General features: G+C 60.9%; 25 protein-coding genes. 10 read left to right on the top strand and 15 right to left on the bottom strand.

Annotated elements, in window-relative coordinates; translation table 11 throughout:
• Window positions 1–33 precede the first annotated feature (33 nt).
• From ccoP to ccoN, 4 genes are read right to left on the bottom strand one after another with little or no spacing between them, the layout of a single operon-like run.
• Window positions 34–894, bottom strand: a complete 861-nt coding sequence (ccoP, locus tag MN188_RS14710) for a cytochrome-c oxidase, cbb3-type subunit III (RefSeq protein WP_242109968.1) — start codon at window positions 892–894, stop codon at window positions 34–36.
• Window positions 891–1,100 (bottom strand): cbb3-type cytochrome c oxidase subunit 3, encoded by a 210-nt coding sequence (locus MN188_RS14705; protein WP_242109966.1) that lies wholly within the window; start codon window positions 1,098–1,100, stop codon window positions 891–893. The genes ccoP and MN188_RS14705 overlap by 4 nt, the downstream gene beginning before the upstream one ends.
• Before the next feature lie 11 nt (window positions 1,101–1,111).
• Window positions 1,112–1,837: a cytochrome-c oxidase, cbb3-type subunit II gene (gene ccoO / locus MN188_RS14700; RefSeq protein WP_242109964.1), complete on the bottom strand. Its 726-nt coding sequence runs from the start codon at window positions 1,835–1,837 to the stop codon at window positions 1,112–1,114.
• Between the two features lie 14 nt (window positions 1,838–1,851).
• Entirely contained in the window at window positions 1,852–3,453 is a 1,602-nt protein-coding gene (gene ccoN / locus MN188_RS14695; protein WP_242109961.1) for a cytochrome-c oxidase, cbb3-type subunit I, read from the bottom strand.
• Between the two features lie 225 nt (window positions 3,454–3,678).
• Here ccoN and MN188_RS14690 point away from each other — a divergent pair, with 225 nt between their 5' ends.
• Window positions 3,679–4,518, top strand: a complete 840-nt coding sequence (locus tag MN188_RS14690; protein ID WP_242109960.1) for a universal stress protein — start codon at window positions 3,679–3,681, stop codon at window positions 4,516–4,518.
• A gap of 125 nt (window positions 4,519–4,643) precedes the next feature.
• On the opposite strand, the gene fnrL is transcribed toward MN188_RS14690, so the two are convergent.
• The gene (fnrL, locus tag MN188_RS14685; RefSeq protein ID WP_242109959.1) at window positions 4,644–5,384 is read right to left on the bottom strand and encodes a transcriptional regulator FnrL; all 741 of its coding nucleotides are present in this window, start codon (window positions 5,382–5,384) and stop codon (window positions 4,644–4,646) included.
• A 67-nt stretch (window positions 5,385–5,451) separates the two neighbouring features.
• Here fnrL and hemN point away from each other — a divergent pair, with 67 nt between their 5' ends.
• The gene (gene hemN / locus MN188_RS14680) at window positions 5,452–6,807 is read left to right on the top strand and encodes an oxygen-independent coproporphyrinogen III oxidase (RefSeq protein WP_242109958.1); all 1,356 of its coding nucleotides are present in this window, start codon (window positions 5,452–5,454) and stop codon (window positions 6,805–6,807) included.
• Between the two features lie 113 nt (window positions 6,808–6,920).
• On the top strand, window positions 6,921–8,036 hold the full coding sequence (locus MN188_RS14675; RefSeq protein ID WP_242109957.1) for a THUMP domain-containing class I SAM-dependent RNA methyltransferase: 1,116 nt from the start codon (window positions 6,921–6,923) through the stop codon (window positions 8,034–8,036).
• Window positions 8,037–8,039: 3 nt separating this feature from the next.
• On the opposite strand, the gene MN188_RS14670 is transcribed toward MN188_RS14675, so the two are convergent.
• The 6 genes from MN188_RS14670 to MN188_RS14645 form a co-directional block, all read right to left on the bottom strand.
• Window positions 8,040–8,777, bottom strand: coding sequence for an alpha/beta fold hydrolase (locus MN188_RS14670; protein ID WP_242109956.1), 738 nt, complete (start codon window positions 8,775–8,777; stop codon window positions 8,040–8,042).
• Window positions 8,778–8,965: 188 nt separating this feature from the next.
• Window positions 8,966–10,096 carry a DUF8173 domain-containing protein gene (locus MN188_RS14665; protein WP_242109955.1) on the bottom strand — a complete coding sequence of 377 codons (1,131 nt, stop codon included), beginning with the start codon at window positions 10,094–10,096 and terminating at the stop codon, window positions 8,966–8,968.
• Window positions 10,097–10,274: 178 nt separating this feature from the next.
• Entirely contained in the window at window positions 10,275–11,918 is a 1,644-nt protein-coding gene (gene groL, locus MN188_RS14660; RefSeq protein ID WP_242109953.1) for a chaperonin GroEL, read from the bottom strand.
• Window positions 11,919–11,976: 58 nt separating this feature from the next.
• Window positions 11,977–12,264 carry a co-chaperone GroES gene (locus MN188_RS14655; protein WP_242109952.1) on the bottom strand — a complete coding sequence of 96 codons (288 nt, stop codon included), beginning with the start codon at window positions 12,262–12,264 and terminating at the stop codon, window positions 11,977–11,979.
• A 150-nt stretch (window positions 12,265–12,414) separates the two neighbouring features.
• Window positions 12,415–13,494, bottom strand: a complete 1,080-nt coding sequence (locus MN188_RS14650; protein ID WP_242109951.1) for a cytochrome-c peroxidase — start codon at window positions 13,492–13,494, stop codon at window positions 12,415–12,417.
• Window positions 13,491–14,129 (bottom strand): DUF2161 domain-containing phosphodiesterase, encoded by a 639-nt coding sequence (locus tag MN188_RS14645; RefSeq protein ID WP_242109950.1) that lies wholly within the window; start codon window positions 14,127–14,129, stop codon window positions 13,491–13,493. Before MN188_RS14645 ends, MN188_RS14650 begins: the two co-directional genes overlap by 4 nt.
• Before the next feature lie 102 nt (window positions 14,130–14,231).
• Here MN188_RS14645 and MN188_RS14640 point away from each other — a divergent pair, with 102 nt between their 5' ends.
• Entirely contained in the window at window positions 14,232–15,152 is a 921-nt protein-coding gene (locus tag MN188_RS14640) for a manganese-dependent inorganic pyrophosphatase (RefSeq protein WP_242109949.1), read from the top strand.
• Between the two features lie 82 nt (window positions 15,153–15,234).
• Here MN188_RS14640 and MN188_RS14635 read toward each other — a convergent pair whose 3' ends face one another.
• Window positions 15,235–15,663: a rhodanese-like domain-containing protein gene (locus MN188_RS14635; RefSeq protein WP_242109948.1), complete on the bottom strand. Its 429-nt coding sequence runs from the start codon at window positions 15,661–15,663 to the stop codon at window positions 15,235–15,237.
• Window positions 15,664–15,803: 140 nt separating this feature from the next.
• On the opposite strand from MN188_RS14635, the gene MN188_RS14630 reads away from it, so the two are divergent.
• The 5 genes from MN188_RS14630 to MN188_RS14610 all read left to right on the top strand — a co-directional run bounded on the left by MN188_RS14630 (window position 15,804) and on the right by MN188_RS14610 (window position 19,780).
• Window positions 15,804–16,676 (top strand): TIGR01459 family HAD-type hydrolase, encoded by an 873-nt coding sequence (locus tag MN188_RS14630; RefSeq protein WP_242109947.1) that lies wholly within the window; start codon window positions 15,804–15,806, stop codon window positions 16,674–16,676.
• A gap of 89 nt (window positions 16,677–16,765) precedes the next feature.
• Window positions 16,766–17,209, top strand: coding sequence for a MaoC family dehydratase (locus MN188_RS14625; RefSeq protein WP_242109946.1), 444 nt, complete (start codon window positions 16,766–16,768; stop codon window positions 17,207–17,209).
• A 93-nt stretch (window positions 17,210–17,302) separates the two neighbouring features.
• On the top strand, window positions 17,303–18,241 hold the full coding sequence (locus MN188_RS14620) for a bifunctional riboflavin kinase/FAD synthetase (protein ID WP_242109945.1): 939 nt from the start codon (window positions 17,303–17,305) through the stop codon (window positions 18,239–18,241).
• A gap of 37 nt (window positions 18,242–18,278) precedes the next feature.
• The gene (locus MN188_RS14615) at window positions 18,279–18,731 is read left to right on the top strand and encodes a YcgN family cysteine cluster protein (protein ID WP_242109944.1); all 453 of its coding nucleotides are present in this window, start codon (window positions 18,279–18,281) and stop codon (window positions 18,729–18,731) included.
• On the top strand, window positions 18,731–19,780 hold the full coding sequence (locus MN188_RS14610; RefSeq protein WP_242109943.1) for a threonine aldolase family protein: 1,050 nt from the start codon (window positions 18,731–18,733) through the stop codon (window positions 19,778–19,780). The genes MN188_RS14615 and MN188_RS14610 overlap by 1 nt, the downstream gene beginning before the upstream one ends.
• A gap of 10 nt (window positions 19,781–19,790) precedes the next feature.
• Here MN188_RS14610 and MN188_RS14605 read toward each other — a convergent pair whose 3' ends face one another.
• Window positions 19,791–20,588 carry an alpha/beta fold hydrolase gene (locus MN188_RS14605; protein WP_242109941.1) on the bottom strand — a complete coding sequence of 266 codons (798 nt, stop codon included), beginning with the start codon at window positions 20,586–20,588 and terminating at the stop codon, window positions 19,791–19,793.
• Window positions 20,588–21,187, bottom strand: a complete 600-nt coding sequence (locus MN188_RS14600; RefSeq protein ID WP_242109939.1) for a 2-hydroxychromene-2-carboxylate isomerase — start codon at window positions 21,185–21,187, stop codon at window positions 20,588–20,590. Before MN188_RS14600 ends, MN188_RS14605 begins: the two co-directional genes overlap by 1 nt.
• Window positions 21,188–21,294: 107 nt before the next feature.
• Between MN188_RS14600 and MN188_RS14595 the strand changes: the two genes are divergently transcribed.
• A complete protein-coding gene (locus MN188_RS14595) occupies window positions 21,295–22,308 on the top strand; it encodes a ribose-phosphate pyrophosphokinase (protein WP_242109938.1) in 1,014 nt (337 codons plus the stop codon).
• Window positions 22,309–22,332: 24 nt separating this feature from the next.
• On the opposite strand, the gene MN188_RS14590 is transcribed toward MN188_RS14595, so the two are convergent.
• Entirely contained in the window at window positions 22,333–22,686 is a 354-nt protein-coding gene (locus MN188_RS14590) for an H-type lectin domain-containing protein (protein ID WP_242109937.1), read from the bottom strand.
• Window positions 22,687–22,718 lie beyond the last annotated feature (32 nt).

Here is a 22,718-nt window from a genome sequence, read left to right as displayed (position 1 = left end):
GGAGTGAGGCCCCGGAACTTGTTACGGGCCGGCTTATTCGCCGCCGCCCCGCGTGTGCACATACAGCGCAACAGCTTTGATCTGTGCTTCGCTCAGACGCGTGTTCCAAGCGGGCATCATGCCAGCGCGACCGTCCCTGACGCTTTCAAGAACGGTGTCCTTGTCGCCGCCAAACAGCCAGATCGCGTCGCTCAGGTTCGGGCCGCCCATGTCGCGGTCACCCACGCCACCTTCGGCGTGGCAGGACGAACAATTGTCCTCGAACACGACCGCACCGGTTTCCACCAGCGCCGCGTCAGCCTCGCCACCGGACAGCGACACGACATAATCGACCACTGCGGTGATTTCTTCGGCTTCCAACAGCTCGCCGTGAGCGGGCATGTCGTTGAAACGCGTGTCGTCATTGCTTTCGTCACGAATCCCGTGCGTGATGGTGGTCTGGATCGCTTCCAGATCGCCGCCCCACAGCCAGTCGTTGTCCAGCAAGTTGGGATAGCCGACCGCACCGGCCGCACCGGACCCGTGGCACTGCGAACACCAGGTCGCGAACGTCGCGCTGCCCGATTGGATCGCATAATTGTGCAGGTCCGAGCCGCGCTCGACCGTTGCCAGGTCAGCCCCGGCCAGTTCGCTTTCCAGACCGGCGTTCATGTCCGTGAACTTCTGAATGTCCTCGGCAACTTGCGCCCGGGTCGAGAAGCCCAGGTAACCCTCGGTCGCGCCTTTCAGCAGCGGCCAGGCAGGATAGGCGATCGTGTACCAGACACCCCAGACGATGGTCAGGTAGAACACCCAAACCCACCAGCGGGGCAACGGGTTGTTGAACTCCTGAATGCCATCCCATTCGTGGCCCGTCGTTTCGGGATCTTTCTTTTCAACAGGTTTCTTACTCATTGCCGCGCCTCCTTGAGATGAGCGCCGGGGTGGTCCCCGTCACCGGCAGGTTTGTCTTCATGGCGAAACGGGATGTTGGCCGTGTCCTGATGGACCTTCCGGCTCCCCGGGCGAAACGCCCAGAGAACCACAAGGGCAAAAAACACGAACATGGCCAAGAGCACCCAGCTGTCTGCTATTTCACGCAACAGAGAATAGGTGTCCATAACCCGCCCCCTTACCGGCTTGCGTCGGGTGTGAAGGTCTCGAAATCGACCAACGTCCCCAACATCTGCATATAGGCGATCAACGCATCCATTTCGGACACACCGGGTTGACCATCAAAGTTGCGCACCTGCGCCCCTGGATAGCGTTCCAGCATGTCGTCATAGTCGCTGTCGGGATCGGCCTGAGCCGCCCAGTCAGCTTCTGCGTTCTCGATCATCTCGTCCGTATACGGCACACCGACCATCTTGTGGGTCTCAAGCATGTCACCGATATACATCGGCGACAGCTGGCGATCCGACAGGAAGGCGTATTTCGGCATCACCGATTCCGGAACGACCGATTGCGGGTCGCTCATGTGATCCACGTGCCATTCGTCCGAATAGCGGCCGCCGACGCGGGCCAGGTCAGGCCCGGTCCGCTTGGAGCCCCATTGGAACGGGTGGTCGTACATCGATTCCGCTGCCAGCGAGTAGTGGCCGTAACGTTCGACCTCATCGCGCATCGGGCGGATCATCTGCGAGTGGCAGACATAGCAGCCTTCGCGGATGTAGATGTTGCGACCTTCCAGCTCCAGCGGCGAGTAGGGACGCACACCTTCAACTTTCTCGATGGTATTTTCGAGATAGAAGAGAGGTGCGATCTCCACGATGCCACCGACGGTGACGACCAGCAAAGAGCCGACCAGAAGCAGGGTTGCGTTCTTTTCCAGAACCGCGTGTTTGTCGAGAATTCCCATCTGTCCGGCCCTCCTTATTCAGCCGGAGCCGCAACGGGAGCATCGGCAGCTTCAGCAGCCGGCGCCCGTTTGACGGTCATCCAGAGGTTATAGCACATGATCAAAGCACCGGTCAGGAACAGAACCCCGCCCATGCCGCGAACGACGTACATCGGGAACTTGGCACCCACGGTGTCAGCGAACGAGTTGACCAGGAAACCCTGGGCGTCGACTTCACGCCACATCAGGCCTTCCATGATCCCGGTTACCCACATCGACGCGGCGTAAAGCACGATACCGATGGTGGCGAGCCAGAAGTGCCAGCTGACCAGCTTGAGGCTGTACAGCCCGGCGCGGTTCCACAGCTTGGGAACCAGGAAGTAGAGCACGCCAAAGGTGATCATGCCGTTCCAACCCAAAGCACCCGAGTGCACGTGACCAATAGTCCAGTCCGTATAGTGCGACAGCGAGTTCACGGCGCGGATCGACATCATCGGACCTTCGAAGGTCGACATGCCGTAAAAGCCGATCGACACAACCATCATCCGGATGACCGGATCGGTGCGCAGCTTGTCCCAGGCACCAGACAGCGTCATCAGGCCGTTGATCATGCCGCCCCAGCTGGGCATCCACAGCACGATCGAGAACACCATGCCGAGGGTCGAAGCCCAATCCGGCAGCGCGGTGTAGTGCAGGTGGTGCGGACCGGCCCAGATGTACAGGAAGATCAGAGCCCAAAAGTGGATGATCGACAGCTTGTAGCTGAACACGGGACGCTCGGCCTGCTTCGGCACGAAGTAGTACATCATGCCCAGGAAGCCTGCGGTCAGGAAGAAGCCCACGGCGTTATGGCCATACCACCACTGCGTCATCGCGTCTTGCACACCGGCGAACAACTGCACCGACTTCGACCCGAAGATCGAGACCGGGATTGCCAGGTTGTTGACGACGTGCAGCATGGCGATGGTGATGATGAACGACAGGTAGAACCAGTTGGCCACATAGATGTGCGGCTCTTTGCGCTTCATCAGCGTGCCCATGAACACCAGCAGGTAGGCGACCCAGACAATGGTCAGCCACAGGTCAACGTACCATTCCGGCTCGGCGTATTCCTTGGACTGGGTAGCACCCAGCAGGTAACCGGTCGCGGCCAGCAGGATCACGATCTGGTATCCCCAGAACACGAACCAGGCCAGGTTGCCGCCCCAAAGGCGCGCGCCCGAGGTGCGCTGCACGACATAGAAGCTCGACGTGATAAGCGCCGTGCCGCCGAATGCGAAGATCACCGCCGAGGTGTGCAGCGGGCGCAGACGCCCGAAGTTCATGTAACCCTCGGCCCAGGCGAAGTTGAGATCCGGAAATGCCAGCAAGAACGCGATCCAGGTCCCGACCAGGAACCCGACAGCGCCCCAGAAGGCGGTCAGGATGACACCAATGCGAACGGGGTCATCCATATATCCGGTTGTAGCAACTTTCGGCGCCCCAACGCGCCGAATTGAATAGATAAACATGCCAGCTGCGATCAACATAACAAGCACAGCGTGTACTTGATATGCCAGGTCGCGGGCATAGCTTGCAGCGATAGCGGCCAATACTGCGATCAGGCCGAAAATCACCAATTTTAGGTAATCCCACATTTTGCGTCCCTTCGTCTTTGTCTTGTTGCACCCCACCCATGTCGGTCAAAGGGGGCACTTTGCGACTGTGCACGGTTTGGACGCGCACCGTCCATCCCGCTTTGATCCATGTCAAAATGCGCATGTATCGTGCCCCTTTCCAAGGGCTTGACCCATGTCAAAGCGCCGCAGGCCCTTGAAAGGCAAAGTCAGTCCAGAATTATCGAAGTCTTCGGAAGGTGTGAAATGGCCTATAAAACCATCACGACAATCCTCACCGACGCCGTTTTGAACGCAAGTTCGTTCCCTGCGGCGATCTCCCTTTCAGAACATGCCGGGGCCCATTTGGATGTGCTTTGCCTGGGTCTTGATCGCGCGCAACCCGGTTTTTATTACGCCGGCGCCTCCGCGATGGTGGTGCAGGACAACCTTGCCCAGGCGCGCGAAGACGCGCTTGCGCTTGAGGATCAGGCCCGCAAGACGCTGGAAGGCGGTGCGATCAACTGGTCAACCACCGGTCTTTCGGCCCAAATGGTGGCCCTGAACGGCGTCATCGCTCACAGAACAAGGTTTTCCGACCTGGTCGTGTTGCCACGCCCCTATGGCGAAGGGCGTGGCCATGACAGTGAAGCCATCGTCGAGGCGGCGCTGTTCAACGGCGCGGTGCCGGTCCTGATCACCCCGGATGATGCCGAAGTGTCAGGCAGTTTCACCAACATCGTGATCGCCTGGAATGAAAGCACCGAGGCATTGCGCGCGATTCGCTCGGCCCTGCCGTTCCTGCAAGCGGCAGAGAATGTCTCGATCGCCATCATCGATCCGCCGCAGCACGGGCCAGAACGCTCGGATCCCGGCGGGGCGCTCAGCCAGATGCTGTCGCGCCACGGAGTGCGGGCCGAGGTATCGGTATTGGCACGCACGATGCCGCGTGTGTCGGACATCCTGAACCGCCACGTGCGGGATCAGAACGCCGATTTGCTGGTCATGGGGGCTTATGGTCACTCACGGTTCCGCGAATCAATTCTGGGTGGAGCCACCCGGCACATGCTGGAAGTCTCGGAAGTGCCGATTCTGATGGCGCACTGAATTGAAACCGGGCTGAGCTGCCCGGTTTCGACCACTGCACGACCTGCGCTGGCTGGCACGATGAGGGCGCAGGCGTCAGTATCTGGGTGTTGGGATCGTCTCGCGCGGGTAAATCCGCAGGGAATTCAGGGAATCAGGCCGCCATCGACGTCATCCCCGGTCTCGGCAAGCAGGATTTCAAGCTCCGGGATAACCACACGGCGCTTGCCCTCCAGCGAAATGATGCCCGCCTTCTTCAGCGCCGAGATCTGGCGGCTGACCGTTTCCAGGGTCAAGCCCAGGTAATCCGCCATCGCCTCCCGCGTAAGCGGCAGTTCAAACGCCATCCCATTGACGGCGGGGCGTTTTTTCAGCGATGCGTCGCGCCGAGCCAGAATCGCCAACAAGCTTGCGATTTTCTCACGCGCGGTTTTGCGGCCCAGAACAAGCATCCATTCCCGCGCCGAATCCAGTTCATCCAAGGTCATTTCCAACAAGCGCGATCCGATATGCGGTGTGGTTGTCAAAAGCTCTTCGAACGGGCGCTTGCGAAAGCAGCAGATCGTCAAGTCACTGACCGCAACCACGTCGAACGGCGCATTGTCGCGCCCCGGACGGCCAATGAAATCGGACGGCAACAGCAACCCGACCATCTGGGTGCGCCCGTCTTCCATCGTCTGGCTGAGCGAGGCGATTCCCTTGACCACGCTGGCCACAAACTCCATCTGGTCGCCAGCCCACAACACCGGCTGCCCGGCCTCATAGTTCCGGTAGTACTTCACATTATTAAGAATATCGAGCTCGTCAGGCTCGCACCGAGCGCAAACAGCGCGGTGCCGAATGGGGCAGGAGCCACATTCCCTGGAATCGAATGCAATTTCGTTCATGCGGAAAGAATTCCCGGTTTGATCCTGATCAAAGTCGTGCGCGCCGTTCTGTGTTGACCGTATCCGAATGCAAACTCTGACGCAACTCAGGCGGCTGGGGCTTTTTGACGCCCGTGTGCCGCGTTACACCTCCTACCCGCCCGCAACCCATTTCAAGCCGGGAATCGGCGCCGAAACGGTGGGCGACTGGATTTCCGCGATTCCCGAAGGGGCGTCAATTTCGTTCTACGTCCATGTGCCGTTCTGCCGCCGATTGTGCTGGTTCTGCGCCTGTCGCACCCAGGGCACGTCCACGGCCGAACCGGTGGCGGCCTATCTGGACACGGTAAAGGTCGAATTGTCGATGATCGCCCAGCGCCTGGCGCCCGGCGTGACCATCGAACACCTGCACTGGGGCGGCGGCACGCCCACCCTGCTGGAACCTGAGATGATCGCAGACCTCTCCGGTGCCGTGTTCGACATGGCCCCGCTGGCCGACGGCGCGCAGTTTTCGGTCGAGATCGACCCCAATGAGATCGACGGCCCGCGGCTGGACGCACTGGCCGCGGCCGGGATGAACCGCGCCTCGATTGGCGTCCAGGATTTCGACCCGATGATCCAAGAGGTCATCGGCCGCCCACAAAGCTATGAAGTCACCCGCGACGCCGTTGAGGGCCTGCGCGAACGGGGCATCACATCTCTGAATGCCGACATCCTGTACGGCCTGCCGCACCAGACCACAGCACGTATGTCCGATTCGGTGCAAAAGCTGCTGTCACTGGGCCCGGATCGAATCGCTTTGTTTGGCTATGCGCATGTCCCGTGGATGGCCCGGCGTCAGACCCTGATCCCGACCGACGCGCTGCCGTCGCCAGAAGAACGGTTGGAACTGTTCAACACCGCCCGCGATCTGTTTGTGGCCGACGGCTTTGCCGAGATCGGCATCGATCATTTCGCTCTGCCCACGGACGGGCTGGAAATCGCGCACCAGAACGGCACGATGAAGCGGAACTTCCAGGGCTATACCGAGGACAAATCCGAGGTTCTGATCGGTGTCGGCGCAAGCTCGATCTCGCGGTATCCACAAGGTTTTGCGCAGAATGAACCGGCCACGGGAAAGTATCAGACCCGGGTTCTGAATGGCGAGTTGCCCGCCGCGCGCGGTCATGCCTTCGGCGGCGATGATTTCACCCGCGGGCGTATCATCGAGATGCTGCTGTGTGACTACAGGGCGGACCTGAACCAGGTGGCGCAGGAACTGGACACCCCGCTGGCCGATCTTGTGGCCATGTGCGACGGTTTGCAGGAGGCGCTGCCGGAGACGGTAACGCTGGAGGACGGCGTGTTGACCATCCTGGACGACGCCAAGCCCCTGGCCCGCATCATCGCGCGCTACTTCGACGCCTATGACATGAGCGAGAGTGGGCACAGTCAGGCCGTGTAGCCCGCTGCGCATTGTTTTCATGCAATTGGCGCAGAAATACCCGGAAAGCTGAAAGGCCGCCGCCGGATCAGAAACCGGTCGCGCCCTTGCGCGTTTCGCACTATGCAACCTGCATGGAACACATTGATTTCGAGATTTTTCTGGTCGCCACGCCGGGGCTTGAACGGGTGCTGGTTGACGAGGCCCGCGCCGCGGGGTTTCAGGGCGCAACCCCCTGCCCCGGTGGTGTCACCTTTCGCGGCAGCTGGCCCGATGTCTGGCGCGCCAACCTGACCCTGCGCGGTGCGACCCGTGTTCTGGCCCGGATCGGTGAGTTTCGCGCCTTCCACCTGGCCCAATTGGACAAGCGCGCGCGCAAGTTTCCCTGGGGCGACACCCTGCGCCCTGATCTACCTGTCCGGGTTGAGGTCACCACCAACCGCAAGTCCAAAATCTACCACGCCGGGGCCGCCACCCAGCGTATTGAGACGGCGCTGCGTGAGGCGCATGGTATCCAGATCGACAAGGCTGCCGCGATCACGGTGAAGTGCCGGATCGACGACAACCTGTGCACCTTCTCGCTCGATACATCCGGTGAAAGCCTGCACAAGCGGGGCCACAAAGAGGCCGTGGGCAAGGCTCCGATGCGCGAAACGCTGGCTTCGCTGTTCCTGCGCGATTGCGGTTTCACCGGGGACGAGCCGGTGCTGGACCCGATGTGCGGATCGGGCACCTTCGTGATCGAAGCCGCCGAGATCGCTGCTGGGCTGTTACCGGGCCGGTCGCGCGGCTTTGCCTTCCAGCAGTTGGCGAATTTCGATGCCGACGCCTGGGAAGCTCTGCGGCAAGCTCCACCGACCCAAACGCCAGAGAACCGGTTTTACGGCTCGGACCGCAACACCGGAGCCATCGACATGGCAACGAAAAACGCTGCGCGAGCGGGGGTGGGCGAATTTTGCACCTTCCACCACAGCGCCGTCGCAGACATCGCTCCGCCGGACGGCCCGCCCGGTCTGGTCATGGTAAACCCGCCCTATGGCGCGCGGATCGGCAACCGAAACCTTCTGTTCGCGCTCTATGGCACGCTGGGCAAGGTGTTGCAGGAGCGGTTTTCCGGCTGGCGCGTGGGCATTGTCACCAGCGACGCGGGACTGGCCAAGGCGACCAAACTGCCCTTCTTGCCGCTAGGTGCGTCGGTGCCGCATGGTGGACTGAGTGTGCGGCTTTACAAGACCGGTCCGCTGCGCTGAGCGCTAGCGATACCCAGCTTCGCGCGCGATGCGGTCCAGCACCATGGCGATGGTCAGATCCGGCTCGAACGCTCCGTTTTCCAGGAACCCGATCACCTGAGCGATGACCAGCGGATTCACCATCATGAACGTATGTGTGACCGGCAAAACGATGTGATCGGTCATCCCGGCGATACGCGTACTGTCGACGCTGACCTTGCCGTCATCCTCACCCTCGATCACAGCCGAAAAGATCGGGTTCAACGATCGGTTGCCGGCGATGATACCCAGTTCGAACGCAGGCAAACCCGCACTGTTCGGAACTGAGCCTTCGCCCGTCCCCAATTGCAGCCCGGCGGGGCCGTTCACCCAGGCGAAGGGATCCAGATCACCAAATACGTCGACCAGTTCACTGCCGTGATTCGGTGGGGCCATCATCACGACGCGCCCCATCTGATCTGGACGATGGTTCTCAAGCCAGACGCGGGCAAGGATGCCACCCATCGAATGGGTGACGAAATGCACATTCTGCGGGCCGCATTTGGCCACCGCCTCGGGCAGAGCGGCCTCAACCAGTTCATCCACCGTTGCTTCGGTCGAGGGATAACCCTGATTCACCACGTCATAACCGCTCTGGTTCAGCGCCTCCTCCATTACCAGAAGGGACGAAGGCGACCGGGCCAGGCCGTGCAAAAGCACGACGCAATCGGCGCGCGCGGTGAGCGGAACGAACAACAGCAGAAAGGCCAACAAAAGTCTCATGCGTCCAAGATAGGGTGCCGGGCGGTGCTGTGCGAGGGGCGGCTTGTCACAGGGAAGGGGAACGGGCAGGGTTTTGCCGGCTTCGCCATTGGCATTGCAGCTCAAGCCCTTGGTCCATCGGTGGAGGTAGCGCATGCAAAAGGGCGCGGCAGTGTCCCGCCACGCCCCTTATCAGGTCTTGAAATGGATCAGCCGCGCACTTCGGTGTGGAAGCCCGGTGCGAACAGGCGGATGATAAGCGCACCCGCGCCCATCACGGCAATGCCCAGCACCACGATCCAACCCACGAAGGGGACGAAGGACAGGACGGTGATAAGAAACGCACCGGCCAATGCCGCAGTGGCCCGTTCCAGAAGCGTTTCCGGGTTCGGCCGACCGGCCGCGCCCATCACACCAACGCCCAGCACGTAGACCCCGATCACATAGCCTGCAAAGCCCAGAAGCAGCGCAGCAAGGATCGAGACCGGAACGAGCAAGACCCCAATGCCAGTGGCGGCGAACAAAAACAGCGACCCGGCGGCGGCAGACAGGGCCAGGAACCCCATCCACAAGGTCCGCAGGGGCGATTCGAGCCCACGTTCGCGCATTCGTGCCAGAGCATCGGGCGCCAACGCCGCCAAGGCAGTGGCCAGCAGTGTTACCACAAGGATCCCACCTAGAATGCCACGCAGCCAGGTCATGAAGGACCAGCCAGCCGCATTGCGACCGGCGGTCACACCGTCCCAGTCTTCGATCGGGTGAAACTCGATGCGGTCAGCGCTGATCACGCTTGCAGGCACCTCGATGCTGTCTGGATCACTGTGATACAAGTGCAAAACTCCGGCGATCGTGGCAGCGTTGCCAAACTCGATATTCGCCGCGCTGATGCTGACATCCCCGGCAAGTGCCGCGTCGATCAGAACGGTTTCGCCGGCCAGAAGGGCGGCCTCGGCAACGGCGGCATTGATCGCGACGCGGCTGCCCATCGCACGCAGATCGCCGGTGATTGCGGCGCTGATGTCGATCTTGTCGCCCATCGCCAGGACGTCGCCACCAATCGGCGCGGCGATGTCCAAGTCAACACCTGCAATATAAAGCGCATCTGCCACCGGCGCCGAAACGGTCACGAACCGCCCGGCCACATGGGCCGAGCCCGCGACTGGCGCCCGCAGAGTCACGGAATTGCCCGCCAGGAAGACATCATCGATGCCCTCTTCGCGGTGGCTGACATTGTTGCCCGCCGCAAACCGGTCATCGCCGAACGCGAAACCCGAGCTTTGCACCGCCGACGCAGGTGCGGCGATCAGCATGAGAATGACAAGGAATACGGATCTGAGCACAGGAAGTCCCCCTATGTGCGAAATGTTCACACACTTAACATTGGCGTTCAGCATGTCAAATGGAAGACGTCGGCGCAAATAGATTTCCGACTGAACCGAAAAGGGCCCCCATCGCGGGAGGCCCTTTCCATTTCTCAAACAACAGCCTGTTGCTCACACATCCCAGTGGGAGGCGTGATTACATCATGCCGCCCATGCCGCCCATGTCGGGCATGCCGCCACCGGGCGCACCGCCGTCTTTCGACGGCTTGTCGGCGACCATGGCTTCGGTGGTGATCAACAGACCAGCAATCGAAGCCGCGTCTTCAAGAGCGGTCCGGGCCACTTTGGCCGGGTCGATCACACCAAAGTTGAACATGTCGCCATATTCTTCGGTCTGTGCGTTGAAGCCGAAGGCCAGGTCGTCGCTTTCGCGAACTTTGCCAGCAACCACGGCGCCGTCGACACCGGCGTTTTCAGCAATCTGGCGCAGCGGCGCTTCGATGGCTTTCTGCACGATGACGATCCCGGCGTTCTGATCCGAGTTCTCGCCTTCCAGACCTTCCAGTGCCTTGCCAGCCTGAACCAGAGCAACGCCGCCACCGACGATCACGCCTTCCTGCACGGCCGCACGGGTCGCGTTCAGGGCGTCATCAACGCGGTCTTTGCGTTCCTTGACTTCAACTTCGGTCATGCCACCGACGCGGATCACGGCAACACCACCGGCCAGTTTGGCCACGCGCTCTTGCAGTTTCTCACGGTCATAGTCCGAGGTGGTTTCTTCGGCCTGAGTGCGGATCTGGGCAACACGTGCTTCGATCTCGGCTTTTTCACCGGCACCGTCGACGATAGTGGTTTCGTCCTTGGTGATTTCGATCTTCTTGGCAGTGCCAAGCATGTCCATCGTGACCGACTCAAGCTTCATGCCCAGGTCTTCGCTGATCACCTGACCACCGGTCAGAATGGCGATGTCCTGCAGCATGGCCTTGCGGCGATCGCCGAAGCCCGGTGCCTTGACGGCAGCGATTTTCAGACCGCCACGCAGCTTGTTCACAACCAAGGTTGCCAGGGCTTCGCCCTCAACGTCCTCGGCGATGATCAGCAGCGGCTTTTGCGACTGGATCACGGCTTCGAGCAGCGGAACCATCGGCTGAAGCGACGACAGTTTCTTTTCGTGCAGCAGAACCAGGCAATCGTCCAGATCGGCGATCATCTTGTCCGGGTTGGTCACGAAATAGGGGCTCAGGAAGCCACGGTCGAACTGCATGCCTTCGACGACAACGGTCTCGGTTTCCAGACCTTTGTTCTCTTCGACGGTGATGACACCTTCGTTACCGACCTTCTGCATCGCGTCTGCGATCTGCTGACCGATGTCGCTTTCGCCGTTGGCCGAAATGGTGCCGACCTGGGCCACTTCGGCCGAGTCCTTCACTTCGCGGGCCGCAGCCTTGATGCCTTCGACAACCTTGGCGGTCGCCAGGTCGATACCGCGCTTCAAGTCCATCGGGTTCAGGCCAGCAGCAACCTGCTTCAGACCTTCGCGCACGATGGCCTGGGCCAGCACGGTCGCAGTGGTGGTGCCGTCGCCGGCTTCGTCATTGGTGCGGCTGGCGACTTCTTTCACCATCTGCGCGCCCATGTTCTCGAACTTGTCTTCCAGCTCGATCTCTTTGGCAACCGACACACCATCCTTGGTGATGCGGGGGGCGCCGAAGCTTTTGTCCAGAACCACGTTGCGGCCTTTGGGGCCCAGCGTGACCTTGACGGCGTCGGCCAGAATGTTGACGCCACGCAGCATTGCATTGCGGGCATCGGTGTCGAACTTCACGTCCTTAGCAGCCATATTGCTGTCTCCTAGTAAATTCTGTTGTTGTCAGGGAAAAGTCAGATCAGAGAAACGATCAGGCAATGATGCCCATGATGTCGCTCTCTTTCATGATCAGCAGCTCTTCGCCTTCGATCGTGATCTCGGTGCCGGACCATTTGCCGAACAGGATCTTGTCGCCTTCCTTGACGTCCATCGCGATGCGATCGCCATCGTCGTCCTTGGCGCCAGCGCCAACGGCCACAACCAGGCCTTCAGCCGGTTTTTCTTTCGCGCTCTCGGGGATGTAAAGCCCACCCGCGGTTTTCTCGTCGCTTTCAACACGGCGGACCAGCACGCGGTCATGCAGCGGAGTAAATGCCATTTTTAAGGCTCCCTAGCTCTAGTTTTGCTTCACTTGGCACTCACCATGGGCGAGTGCTAACGGCGCATAGTTAGGGTTCGTTTTTGAGGGAGTCAACGGGCGGACCAAGGACTTTTTCCGCCGCAGTGCAGCATCGGCAAGCAGCGCGACCTAGTCCACCAGCAAATGCTCGTAGCGCGCGTCGGTCAGCGTCTTCAGAAATGCCACCAGTGCGTCGACCTCGAACCGACCCAGCATGCGCCCTTCGGTCAGCTCACTGACCGACAGAGTCATCGGGATCGGCGGATCGCCCCAGTACCGACCCGTTTCGGGATTGATCTGACAGGGCGGGCCGGGACATTGGTAGCGGTTGTAAAACTGAACAACACTGCGCAGATCGGTGAAAACGCCGTTGTGCATATACGGCCCCGTCACCGCCACGTTGCGTAAGGTCGGCACCTTGAACTGCCCGCCCAGCGCCGGGTCTTTCAAGTCATCACGCGACAAAAGCCCCCAGTCCGGCGCGCCGTCGCCCACCCGCGGCACGCCAATGTTGTGGTATTCATAATTCGTGAAGGTTTCGCCCGGCGCCATCGGGTTCATGTGCCGCATGTGGCACAGCGCACAATTCGAGCGTTCGGGTGACAGAAAGATCTGGCGGCCGATCTCCTCAAGCTCGCTCAACTCGGCCTCACCCCGCAGAAACAGGTCGTATTTGCTGTCGTAAGGGGCAAACTCGGGCGTACTTTCAAAGGCGGCAATCGCCTGGGTCATGGCGGCAAAACCTGCCTCGGGATCGTCCAGCACACCCGGGGCGAACAACAGGTCGAACGCGTCGACATAATCGAGGTTTTCGCGCAACCGCGCCACCACGCTGGCCTTGTCCGGCATGGCCATCTCCACCGGGTTCAAGGGCGGCCCGCCCGCCTGAGCGGCCAGATCGGCGGCGCGCCCGTCCCAGAATTGCCCGCCGCGCCAGACATGCTCGTCCAGTTGCTCAAACGGCGGGGCTTCGGCGGCATAGGTGATCGTCGGAGCGTTGCGCGTGCCCAATGACACGCCATCATCGCCGACGGAAACCGGACCGGAGCTGTCCACAAACCCGTTCGCCGGGTCATGGCAACTGGCGCAATTCTGGGTACGGTTCAGCGACAGGTTGGTGTCAAAGAACAACCCGCCGCCCAACTCCTCCAACGTATCAAAAGCTGCCGCCGGGCTGACCAGGGCAAACCAAAACAAAACCGCTCTCATGTCTCATCCTCCACCGCCGCGTAGACACCCAGCGCCACCTTTTCGAACCATCCATAATGATTGTCACGCATGATCGTGGTCGCACGCGGCGCATCAGCCCCTTTGGCCACCACAGCGCCCTTCGACGCCCCGTGTTCGCGCAAGAAGGCCAGGCAGCGCTCAGCCTCCTGCCGATAGGCGGTCACCACCTTGCCGCGCGTGCCGCCCAGGTTTGGATCGCCCGAGCGCTTGGAAAACTCGCCCAGCAGGCGGGATTTTTTGATGTTTGACTTGCGCGGCACGAAGGGCACCGGATCGGCATGCACTTGCACGAACCCATCCTCAAGCTGCACCGACAACACGCCCAGCCCCAGACGCTTGCACAGACCCACGTTGCCTTTGAAGGCCCGCCATCCCGGCTTGCCCTTCCAACGCGGCACGGCGACGTAAACGCTATCGCTGATCGCCTGACGCGCCACGGCCTGTTGCAACAGGGTCAGGGAAAAGCCCAGTTTGAGCTCCACCACCACAGGTGCGGCGCCGTCACGCAGCCCCACGACGTCCGCCGGTCCGACCTCGGACTTCACGTCATAGCCCAGCGCCTCAAGCCACGCTTTCACGGGGGGATAAAGATCGGTTTCCTGTACGCCTGCCATGCCCCTTGTTACCCGAATGCCGCACCTGCGAACACCCCCGTGACAAGACGCCCACACGGGCCTATAAGTCGCGCGAAATACACACACAGACGGACGCACATCATGACCACGCTTGTTTTCGGCCACAAATCCCCCGACACCGACTCCACCGGTTCGCCCCTGATCTGGGCCTGGTACCTGAACGAAGTGAAAGGCGACGACGCCAAACCCGTTCTGCTGGGCCAGCCCAACACCGAAGCCATGTTCATGCTGAACCGCTGGGGCTTCGACATGCTCGACATCATCGAAGACGTGGCCGACGACCAGGCCTGCGTCGTGGTTGACACCAACAACCCCGCCGAACTGCCCGCCAACATCAATGGCGCCGACGTGCAGCAGATCATCGACCACCACAAGCTGGTCGGCGGGTTGGAGACCAAAGGCCCGATCGACATCACCATCCGCCCGGTCGCTTGCACAGCAACTATCATGTTCGACATGATGGGCGATGATGCGGCCAAGATGCCCGACAACATCAAATGCGCGATGCTGACGTGCATCCTGTCGGACACGTTGGAATTCCGCTCGCCCACCACGACCGAGCGTGACCGCGAAGTTGCCACCCTCCTGGCGATCGAGCTGGGCATCTCGATCCCGGATTACGCCGGTGAGATGTTCGCGGCGAAATCCGACGTGTCGTCCTTCTCGGACGCCGAGCTTCTGCGTATGGACTCGAAGGAATACGAAGTCGAAGGCACCAAGTTCCGCGTGTCGGTGCTTGAAACCACCGCACCCGCGACGGTTCTGGACCGCAAGGCCAGCCTGATGGACACCATGCCCAAGGTGGCGGAAGAGGACGGCGTGGATCAGGTGATCCTGTTCGTGGTCGACATCCTGAACGAAGAAGCCACCCTTCTGGTGCCGAACGACCTGGTGAAGGGCTTGGCCAAGACGTCCTTCGCCGCCGAGGCAACCGGTGACACCGTCGTTTTGCCGGGCGTTGTCAGCCGCAAAAAACAAATCATCCCGAACCTGAAACTGTAATCCGGTTCGACTAATAAAGAAGGCCCCGCCAGAGCGATCCGGCGGGGCCTTTTGATTTTTTTGTGGTTGCGATTGCGGCCAATCAGCCCGGGCGCACGGTCTGGTATCCCAGCGCCATCAACTTGAACATGCCGCCCTCGGCGGACACGATCGCGTTGGGGATCCGACCCAGAAGCGCGCTTGCGGCGGCTTGGGTGCGGTTGCCGGTCCGACAGATCAGAACCAGCGGACGACCGTCTGTCAGCTCTGGTCCCACCTCAGACAGGAAGCTTGCGGGGTCCTTGAAGGTAACCAGGCGCGCGCCGTCAATTACGCCGGTCTGTTGCCATTCCTCTGGTCGACGAATGTCGACGATCAGTGCATTCGCAGCTTTCATCTGCTCTACCGTTACGAAAGCATGGGCATAGCGCGGCCCGGCCTGACCCTCGGCCAACGCCGGGCGCAGACCCGCAAGGCCAAGCGTAGCCGCGCCCCCCATCAATAATAATTCGCGTTTCGTCAGACCTTGCATGGCGACCTCCGGCTTGTATTCGGACTGTATCGCTGCAATCGGTAATGCGGTTTTCACGCCCCGGCGATTGTCTTTGTTGTCGCAGCCGGGGTCATGCTGCGATAAAGGCGGCAGTGTATTCCCGTGTTCACGAGGCCCCCATGACCAAGATCGTCCAATCGCTTGCCGAGATCTCTGCCCCCTATGACGCCCTGTTTTGCGACCTCTGGGGCTGTGTGCATGACGGTGTGCGCCCCCTGCCCGACGCGGTCGAGGCACTGCGTGCATTTCGCGCCAAGGGCGGCACCGTTGTACTGGTCACAAACGCGCCGCGTCACCGAGCCAGCGTGCAAAGACAGCTGGAAAAGATGGGCCTGCCCGAAGATTGCTGGGACACGATTGCGACCTCGGGCGATTCGGCACGTGTCGCAATGTTCACCGGTGCTGTGGGTGAAAAGGTCTGGTTCATGGGGGAACAACACGACCGCAGCTTTTTCGACCCTTTGTCTCTGGTCGACACCCCCGCGGGCATTCAGGAGGTCGCGCTGGAGGACGCCGAGGGCATCGTCTGCTGCGGCCCGTTTGATCCCCATGCCGACCCGTCCGACCTGCGTTCGCAGCTCCTGTATGCCAAGCAAAAGGGCTTGAAACTGCTCTGCGCCAATCCCGACATCGTGGTGGACCGAGGCGAGTCCCGCGAATGGTGCGCCGGGAGTGTTGCGCGGCTTTACACGGAAATGGGTGGCGTGAGCCTGTATTTCGGCAAACCGCATCCGCCGATCTACGACTTGTCGCGGCGCAGACTTGCGGCTTTGGGCAAGGATGTCGAAGCAAGCCGAATCTTGGCCGTAGGAGATGGCATCCAAACCGACATCGCCGGAGCGCAGGGCGAGGACATCGATTCTCTGTTTATAACCGGCGGTCTGGCCGCGGATGAAACAAAAACCCTGCGACAGCCCGACGCAGAGGCGCTAAGTGACTTTATAGAAAAGGAAATGGTCAACCCGACCTTCTCTATCGGCTTTCTGAGATGACGAAAAAGGGGCTTGATTTTCTGCGCCTGCAAAGTAATATTCTTTCCTAATCGGGCGCATGGGCGTCTTTTAATTACCCGGAGGATCGGATGTTGGATAATCTGCCACGTGGCACAATCTGCATCGAAGACTTGGAAATCGGCATGATGCGGTATCTGACCAAAGAGGTCACAGACCGCGACATTGAGCTGTTTGCCGAGGTCTCGACCGACCGGAATCCGGTTCACCTGGACGAAGACTATGCCCAGGAAACGATCTTTGAGGGCCGCATCGCCCACGGCATGCTGACCGCTGGTCTGATCTCGGCGGTGATCGGCGAACAACTGCCAGGCCACGGCACCGTATACATGGGCCAAAGCCTGACTTTCCTGGCACCGGTGCGCCCTGGTGACGTGGTGACGGCCGAGGTCACGGTCATGGACATTGACCATTCCAAACGCCGCGTGACGCTGAAGACCGAATGCAAAATCAAGGGCAAACCGGTTCTGAAGGGTGAAGCGAAAGTTTTGGCACCTTCGCGCAAATTTGACTGATTCCCCTCTGAATTTTCAAGAAAATTCAGCACCGCCAAACTTTTCTAGAAAAGTTTGTTTGCACCGTCTTTCACAGAAGGCTAAGGCGATCCCATGCGCATCATCCGGGACCACCAATTCACCACGGCCGATGATCGCGGCGCCTCGGCCGCAATCGGCAATTTCGATGGCGTCCACCTGGGCCACCAGTATGTGATCGACATCGCGCGCAAGGTGGCGCGCGACAGCGGTGCCCCGCTGGGTGTCATGACGTTTGAGCCGCATCCGCGCCAATACTTCGCGCCGACATCCCCCGCCTTTCGCCTGATGAACGCCGAAACACGGGCACACCGGTTGGAGAAACTGGGGGTTGCGCGCCTTTATGAGCTCAGCTTCAACGACACCCTGTCGGCCTTGACCCCGCGCCAGTTCGCGCAGGACGTGATCGCCGAGGGGCTGGGGCTGACCCACGTGGTCGTAGGCGAGGATTTCCATTTTGGCAAGGACCGCGCCGGCACGCCCGATGGGCTCAAAGCATTGGGTCGGAACCTGGGCTTTGGCGTCACCATCGCGCCGTTAATGTCCGACGAAGTGGGCGAGGTCAGCTCAACCGCGATCCGCACAGCCTTGACGGAAGGCCTGCCGCGGGATGCGGCTCGCATGCTGGGCCACTGGCACCGGATCGACGGAGAGGTCATTCGCGGCGACCAACGGGGCCGCGACCTGGGGTATCCAACCGCGAACCTGTCCATCGCAGGGCTGCACCCGCCAAAGTTCGGCGTCTACGTGGTGAAAGTCGAAGTTCTGACCGGACCCCACGCAGGTGAATACGGCGGGGCGGCCAGCATGGGCACGCGCCCGATGTTTGGGGAAAACCTGCCCAACCTGGAAAGCTTCATCTTCGATTTCAAAGGCGACATTTATGGGGAGCATATCTCGGTCGCCTTGGTGGACTACCTGCGCCCGGAAGCCGTGTTCGACAGCCTGGACGCCCTGATCGCCCAGATGGACGCAGATTGCACCCGCGCACGCGACATCCTTGCTGCATTGTGACCCTTCCCTTTCCGTCATCCTTGCGTAAAGTGCGTCGATGACCAACACCCTTCGCCCCAAGTTCTGGCAGCTGCCGCTTGCCAAATTGACCCGCCCGGAATGGGAGGCGCTTTGCGATGGCTGCGGCAAGTGTTGTCTGAACAAGCTTGAGGACGAGGACACCGGTCGCGTGGTCTTCACCCGCATTGCCTGCAAATTGCTGGATGACGAAACCTGCCAATGTTCCCAGTATGATATCCGCCTGAACATCGTGCCCGAATGCATCGTGTTCACACCGGAGAACATCGAAACGTCGTCCTATTTCATGCCCGCCTCCTGTGCCTATCGCTTGCGCCATGAGGGCAAGCCGCTGCCCGACTGGCATCCGCTTCTGACCGGATCCCCGGACCGCATGCATGCGGGTGGGCACAGCGTGCAGGGCTGGACCATACCCGAATTCGAAATCCCCGAAGACGAATGGGAAGATCACCTGATCGAGGAGCCACACTGATGTTTTTCGCCTCTGACAATACCGGCCCGGTGCACCCGCAGATCATGCAGGCGGTTGCCGATGCCAACACCGGATACGCGACGCCCTATGGCGACGACGACCTGATGACGCAGGTGCGCGACCAGGTGCGCGATGTGTTCGAGGCGCCAGAAGCGGCCGTCTACCTGGTCGCCACCGGCACCGCGGCCAATGTCTTGTCGCTGGCCAGTCTGACCAACCCTTGGGAAACGGTGTTCTGCACCCCCGAGGCGCATATCCACGAAGATGAATGCAATGCGCCCGAATTCTACATGGGCGGCGCCAAGTTGACCCTGGTCCCGGCCGACAATGCTAAGATGTCCCCCGACGCCCTGCGCAAATCTATCCAGGCCGAGGAAAGCCGCGGTGTGCATGGCCCGCAGCGTGGACCGGTGTCGCTGACCAATGTGACCGAACGCGGCACGGTCTATTCGGTCGCTGAAATCCAAGCCCTGACCCGGGTTGCGAAAGACTATGACCTGCCGGTTTATATGGACGGCGCACGGTTCGCCAACGCCCTGGTCGCCACCAACGCCAGCCCCGCCGAGATGACCTGGCAGGCCGGTGTCGACGTGGTCAGCCTGGGCGGCACCAAGAACGGCTGCATGGGGGTCGAGGCGGTCGTGATGTTCGATCCGAAACGCGCCTGGGAATTTGAATTGCGCCGCAAACGGGGGGCGCATCTGTTCTCAAAACACCGGTTCCTGTCTGCGCAGATGCTGGGCTATCTCAATGACGGGCTGTGGATGGACCTTGCCCGCAGGGCCAACGCCGCCAACGCCCGGCTGGTCGCTGGCCTGAATCTGATCGACGGCGCGGCCTATCTGTATGACCCGCAGGCCAACATGGGCTTTGCCGGTTGGTCGCGGGCCGGGCACAAAAAACTGCACGAGGCCGGCGCGAAATACTATGTCTGGGAGGGGTCGCTTGAGGGCGACGACCCCAATGAAGTGCTGACCGCGCGCATGGTCTGTGACTGGTCCACCACAAATGAGAATGTTGATCGTTTTCTGGAACTTGCGCGCGGCTGATCCGCAAAACTCACAGCTTCAGGAACGCTTTCAGCTCTCCCGCAACCGCCTTCGGATGCGTGATTGGCACCATGTGCCCGGCCCCGGCAACCACGACGCGACGGGTGTCGGGCAGACGCGCATCAAGCACGCGGTGCACGGCGGAAATGATCGGCGGAGATTTCGACCCTTCGATCAACAGCACCGGCAGGGCGACAGCCTCAAGCGCGCCGGGAGCGGCCTGTCCATTCACATCGTGGTTTGTCACCGGCGCCCCGGCGGGGATCAGGTGGATGCGGTCGATCATCGCCTGACGCTGCAGCTCGGGGATCGCATCCCAGGGCTGACCGGTACCCCAGACCCGGTTGAACAGACGCGCGGCCAATGGGCGGTCCCCAACCTCAATGGCTGCCTCAAAATCCTTCATCCCATCCATGTATGCCGCGTATTCCGGCGCCGCGCGGGCTGCGTGGAACAGCACTGGTTCGATCAGGGTTAAGCTTCGCACCTTGCCCGGGTGGCGTTGCGCGATCCGCAGCGCAATAGTGGCACCATAGCTGTGGCCCACAAGGTCCAGCGGCCTGTCGATCAACGCCTCGACGATGCGCGCGGCTTGCCCCTGGTAATCGCCCTGCCCGTCCCAATCTGCGCTGCGCCCGTGTCCGGGCAGATCAAGCGCGGTCATGGCCAGTTGGCGGGTCAGCAGGCGTTCTACTCCGCGCCAAGCACCGGAATGGGCCAGCGAGCAATGAACGAACAAGGTACGACGCACACCCGAACCGCTGCGCGACACAAAGGTGGTCGCACCGGCCACGGTTTCAAGCGGCATCAGAGCGCGCCGGACAGATGCGCATCCAGATCGCCCAAGCGGTCCTGTCCCCAGAACCGTTCATCCCCATCGGTGATATAGAACGGTGCGCCGAACACGCCAGCCGCCACCGCCTCTTCCAGGTTGCGGCCGTAGGTTTCGGCCCCGGCAAGAAGCCCGCTGTCGGCAAGTGCCGGGTCGAACCCCGCTGCCGTCAAGCAGTCGCGGATTACGTCGTCTTGGGCAATATCTCGCCCCTCAATCCAGCAGGCCCGCATGATGCCATGCACCAGCGCGCCCAAATCGCCCCCGCCCGCCGCCTGCGCCGCAATTATGGCATAGGATGAAGGCGCCGCGTTGGTGGGCCAAAAAGGTGGTTTAGGGTTCAAGTCGACCCCGCGTTTCTTTGCCTGCCGCCGCAATTCCTGAAGGCGGTAGTCCAACCGCGAAGGGTGCCGGTCTGCCGGCATCGTGCCCCCGGTCCGGGCAAACAGCCCGGCAATATCCAGTGGCTTGTAGGTGATCGTCGCACCGTGTCGCGCGGCGATTTCCTCAAGCTCTTGACCGGCGAGAAAGGCCCAGGGGGACAACGTGGTGAAAAAGTAGTCAATATGGGCCATATTCGGTCTCCGTTTGCGTGCGGGCTGTTTCAAGGAATCTATCTGGGTGGTATTGGGTGTCAACGTCACGATTCTGTCACTCAGAACTGCCCCGGGGACCTGCTGCCATGCCTTCCATCACCGAACCGAAACTGATTTCCGGCAATGCCAACCGCCCGCTTGCGGAAGGGGTCGCCAAACGCATGTCGATGCACCGCGGAACCGCCATGGGTCTGGTCGATGCGCGGGTTGAACGTTTCAACGACGGCGAGATCTTCGTCGAAGTCTATGAGAACGTGCGCGGCGAGGACATGTTCATCATCCAGCCGACCTCAAACCCGGCCAACGACAACTTGATGGAGCTTCTGATCATCTCGGACACGCTGCGCCGGTCGTCCGCCGCACGCATGACCGCCGTGATCCCCTATTTCGGCTATGCCCGTCAGGATCGGCGCACCAAGGCCCGCACACCGATTTCCGCCAAGCTGGTCGCCAACATGATCGGTAAGTCGGGCATCGAACGCGTGCTAACGATGGACCTCCATGCAGCCCAGATTCAGGGGTTCTTCGACATCCCGGTCGACAACCTTTATGCCAGCCCGATCTTCGCGCTGGATATCAAACACCATTTCAAGGACAATATGGATGACGTGATGGTCATCTCGCCCGACGTGGGCGGCGTGGCGCGGGCGCGCGAGCTGGCCAAGCGCATCAACGCGCCCCTGGCGATCGTCGACAAGCGCCGTGAGAAGCCCGGCGAAATTGCGGAGATGATCGTGATCGGCGACGTGACCGGCAAACGCTGCATCATCGTCGACGACATCTGCGACACCGCTGGCACCCTGTGCAAAGCCGCCGAAGTCCTGATGGAACACGGCGCCACCGAAGTGCATTCCTATATCACCCACGGTGTCATGTCCGGTCCGGCAGTCGAGCGGGTCAAGAACTCGGTCATGAAAAGCCTGGTCATCACGGATTCGATCCAGCCGACGGACGAGGTCAAGGCTGCGCCGAACATCCGCATCGTGCCCACCGCGCCAATGTTCGCCCAGGCGATCCTGAACATCTGGGGTGGCACAAGCGTGTCCTCGCTCTTCGATCACGGCACGTTGGAGCCGCTCTACGAAGGCATGTATTCCTGAGCTGACAGGCGTGGAATCGGGCGTTTAGTAAAGCGCCCAGTCGTCCTCATCCTCGACCTCGCCCATCGCGATCCAGTCCGCGCGGACACGTGCAACCCGGGTATCCCCCCAGGTGCGGAACACGATTTCAAACCCAAGCCGAGATACGTTTTCCGCTGAAATATCAACGCGCTGGTTGGTTTTTTGATCGATGTCCCACATTGACATGCCAACCTGCACCAACGGTGTGTCAGCAAAGCCCCCGTCGGCGAACATCACCGCATGGCGAAATTCGCGTGGGCCTTCACCGGTCCACATCTCACCATCATGTTCGAAGTCCGAAAACAGCACCTGACTGCCCTGATCGACCCCAAGCCTATGCGTTCTCAACCGTCGCATTCCGAAGGTTCCTTGTTTTCCATCCCGGTTTC

This window comes from Aliiroseovarius subalbicans (assembly GCF_022678625.1).
Taxonomy (GTDB): Bacteria; Pseudomonadota; Alphaproteobacteria; order Rhodobacterales; family Rhodobacteraceae; genus Aliiroseovarius_A; species Aliiroseovarius_A subalbicans.
Note: the sequence above shows the minus strand (reverse complement) of the source record. Positions and strands in the feature narration are given on the sequence as shown.

What these genes read in the sequence shown, in the direction of transcription:
- fnrL (WP_242109959.1), bottom strand. Translation starts at nt 5,384, where the DNA reads ATGAACGAAATTGCATTCGATTCCAGGGAATGTGGCTCCTGCCCCATT.
- MN188_RS14620 (WP_242109945.1), top strand. Translation starts at nt 17,303, where the DNA reads ATGCGCATCATCCGGGACCACCAATTCACCACGGCCGATGATCGCGGC.
- MN188_RS14590 (WP_242109937.1), bottom strand. Translation starts at nt 22,686, where the DNA reads ATGCGACGGTTGAGAACGCATAGGCTTGGGGTCGATCAGGGCAGTCAG.
- MN188_RS14605 (WP_242109941.1), bottom strand. Translation starts at nt 20,588, where the DNA reads ATGCCGCTTGAAACCGTGGCCGGTGCGACCACCTTTGTGTCGCGCAGC.
- hemN (WP_242109958.1), top strand. Translation starts at nt 5,452, where the DNA reads ATGCAAACTCTGACGCAACTCAGGCGGCTGGGGCTTTTTGACGCCCGT.
- MN188_RS14630 (WP_242109947.1), top strand. Translation starts at nt 15,804, where the DNA reads ATGACCAAGATCGTCCAATCGCTTGCCGAGATCTCTGCCCCCTATGAC.
- groL (WP_242109953.1), bottom strand. Translation starts at nt 11,918, where the DNA reads ATGGCTGCTAAGGACGTGAAGTTCGACACCGATGCCCGCAATGCAATG.
- MN188_RS14595 (WP_242109938.1), top strand. Translation starts at nt 21,295, where the DNA reads ATGCCTTCCATCACCGAACCGAAACTGATTTCCGGCAATGCCAACCGC.
- MN188_RS14610 (WP_242109943.1), top strand. Translation starts at nt 18,731, where the DNA reads ATGTTTTTCGCCTCTGACAATACCGGCCCGGTGCACCCGCAGATCATG.
- ccoN (WP_242109961.1), bottom strand. Translation starts at nt 3,453, where the DNA reads ATGTGGGATTACCTAAAATTGGTGATTTTCGGCCTGATCGCAGTATTG.
- MN188_RS14675 (WP_242109957.1), top strand. Translation starts at nt 6,921, where the DNA reads ATGGAACACATTGATTTCGAGATTTTTCTGGTCGCCACGCCGGGGCTT.
- MN188_RS14670 (WP_242109956.1), bottom strand. Translation starts at nt 8,777, where the DNA reads ATGAGACTTTTGTTGGCCTTTCTGCTGTTGTTCGTTCCGCTCACCGCG.
- MN188_RS14615 (WP_242109944.1), top strand. Translation starts at nt 18,279, where the DNA reads ATGACCAACACCCTTCGCCCCAAGTTCTGGCAGCTGCCGCTTGCCAAA.
- MN188_RS14625 (WP_242109946.1), top strand. Translation starts at nt 16,766, where the DNA reads ATGTTGGATAATCTGCCACGTGGCACAATCTGCATCGAAGACTTGGAA.
- MN188_RS14645 (WP_242109950.1), bottom strand. Translation starts at nt 14,129, where the DNA reads ATGGCAGGCGTACAGGAAACCGATCTTTATCCCCCCGTGAAAGCGTGG.
- MN188_RS14635 (WP_242109948.1), bottom strand. Translation starts at nt 15,663, where the DNA reads ATGCAAGGTCTGACGAAACGCGAATTATTATTGATGGGGGGCGCGGCT.
- MN188_RS14640 (WP_242109949.1), top strand. Translation starts at nt 14,232, where the DNA reads ATGACCACGCTTGTTTTCGGCCACAAATCCCCCGACACCGACTCCACC.
- MN188_RS14600 (WP_242109939.1), bottom strand. Translation starts at nt 21,187, where the DNA reads ATGGCCCATATTGACTACTTTTTCACCACGTTGTCCCCCTGGGCCTTT.
- MN188_RS14655 (WP_242109952.1), bottom strand. Translation starts at nt 12,264, where the DNA reads ATGGCATTTACTCCGCTGCATGACCGCGTGCTGGTCCGCCGTGTTGAA.
- MN188_RS14650 (WP_242109951.1), bottom strand. Translation starts at nt 13,494, where the DNA reads ATGAGAGCGGTTTTGTTTTGGTTTGCCCTGGTCAGCCCGGCGGCAGCT.
- ccoP (WP_242109968.1), bottom strand. Translation starts at nt 894, where the DNA reads ATGAGTAAGAAACCTGTTGAAAAGAAAGATCCCGAAACGACGGGCCAC.
- MN188_RS14690 (WP_242109960.1), top strand. Translation starts at nt 3,679, where the DNA reads ATGGCCTATAAAACCATCACGACAATCCTCACCGACGCCGTTTTGAAC.
- MN188_RS14705 (WP_242109966.1), bottom strand. Translation starts at nt 1,100, where the DNA reads ATGGACACCTATTCTCTGTTGCGTGAAATAGCAGACAGCTGGGTGCTC.
- ccoO (WP_242109964.1), bottom strand. Translation starts at nt 1,837, where the DNA reads ATGGGAATTCTCGACAAACACGCGGTTCTGGAAAAGAACGCAACCCTG.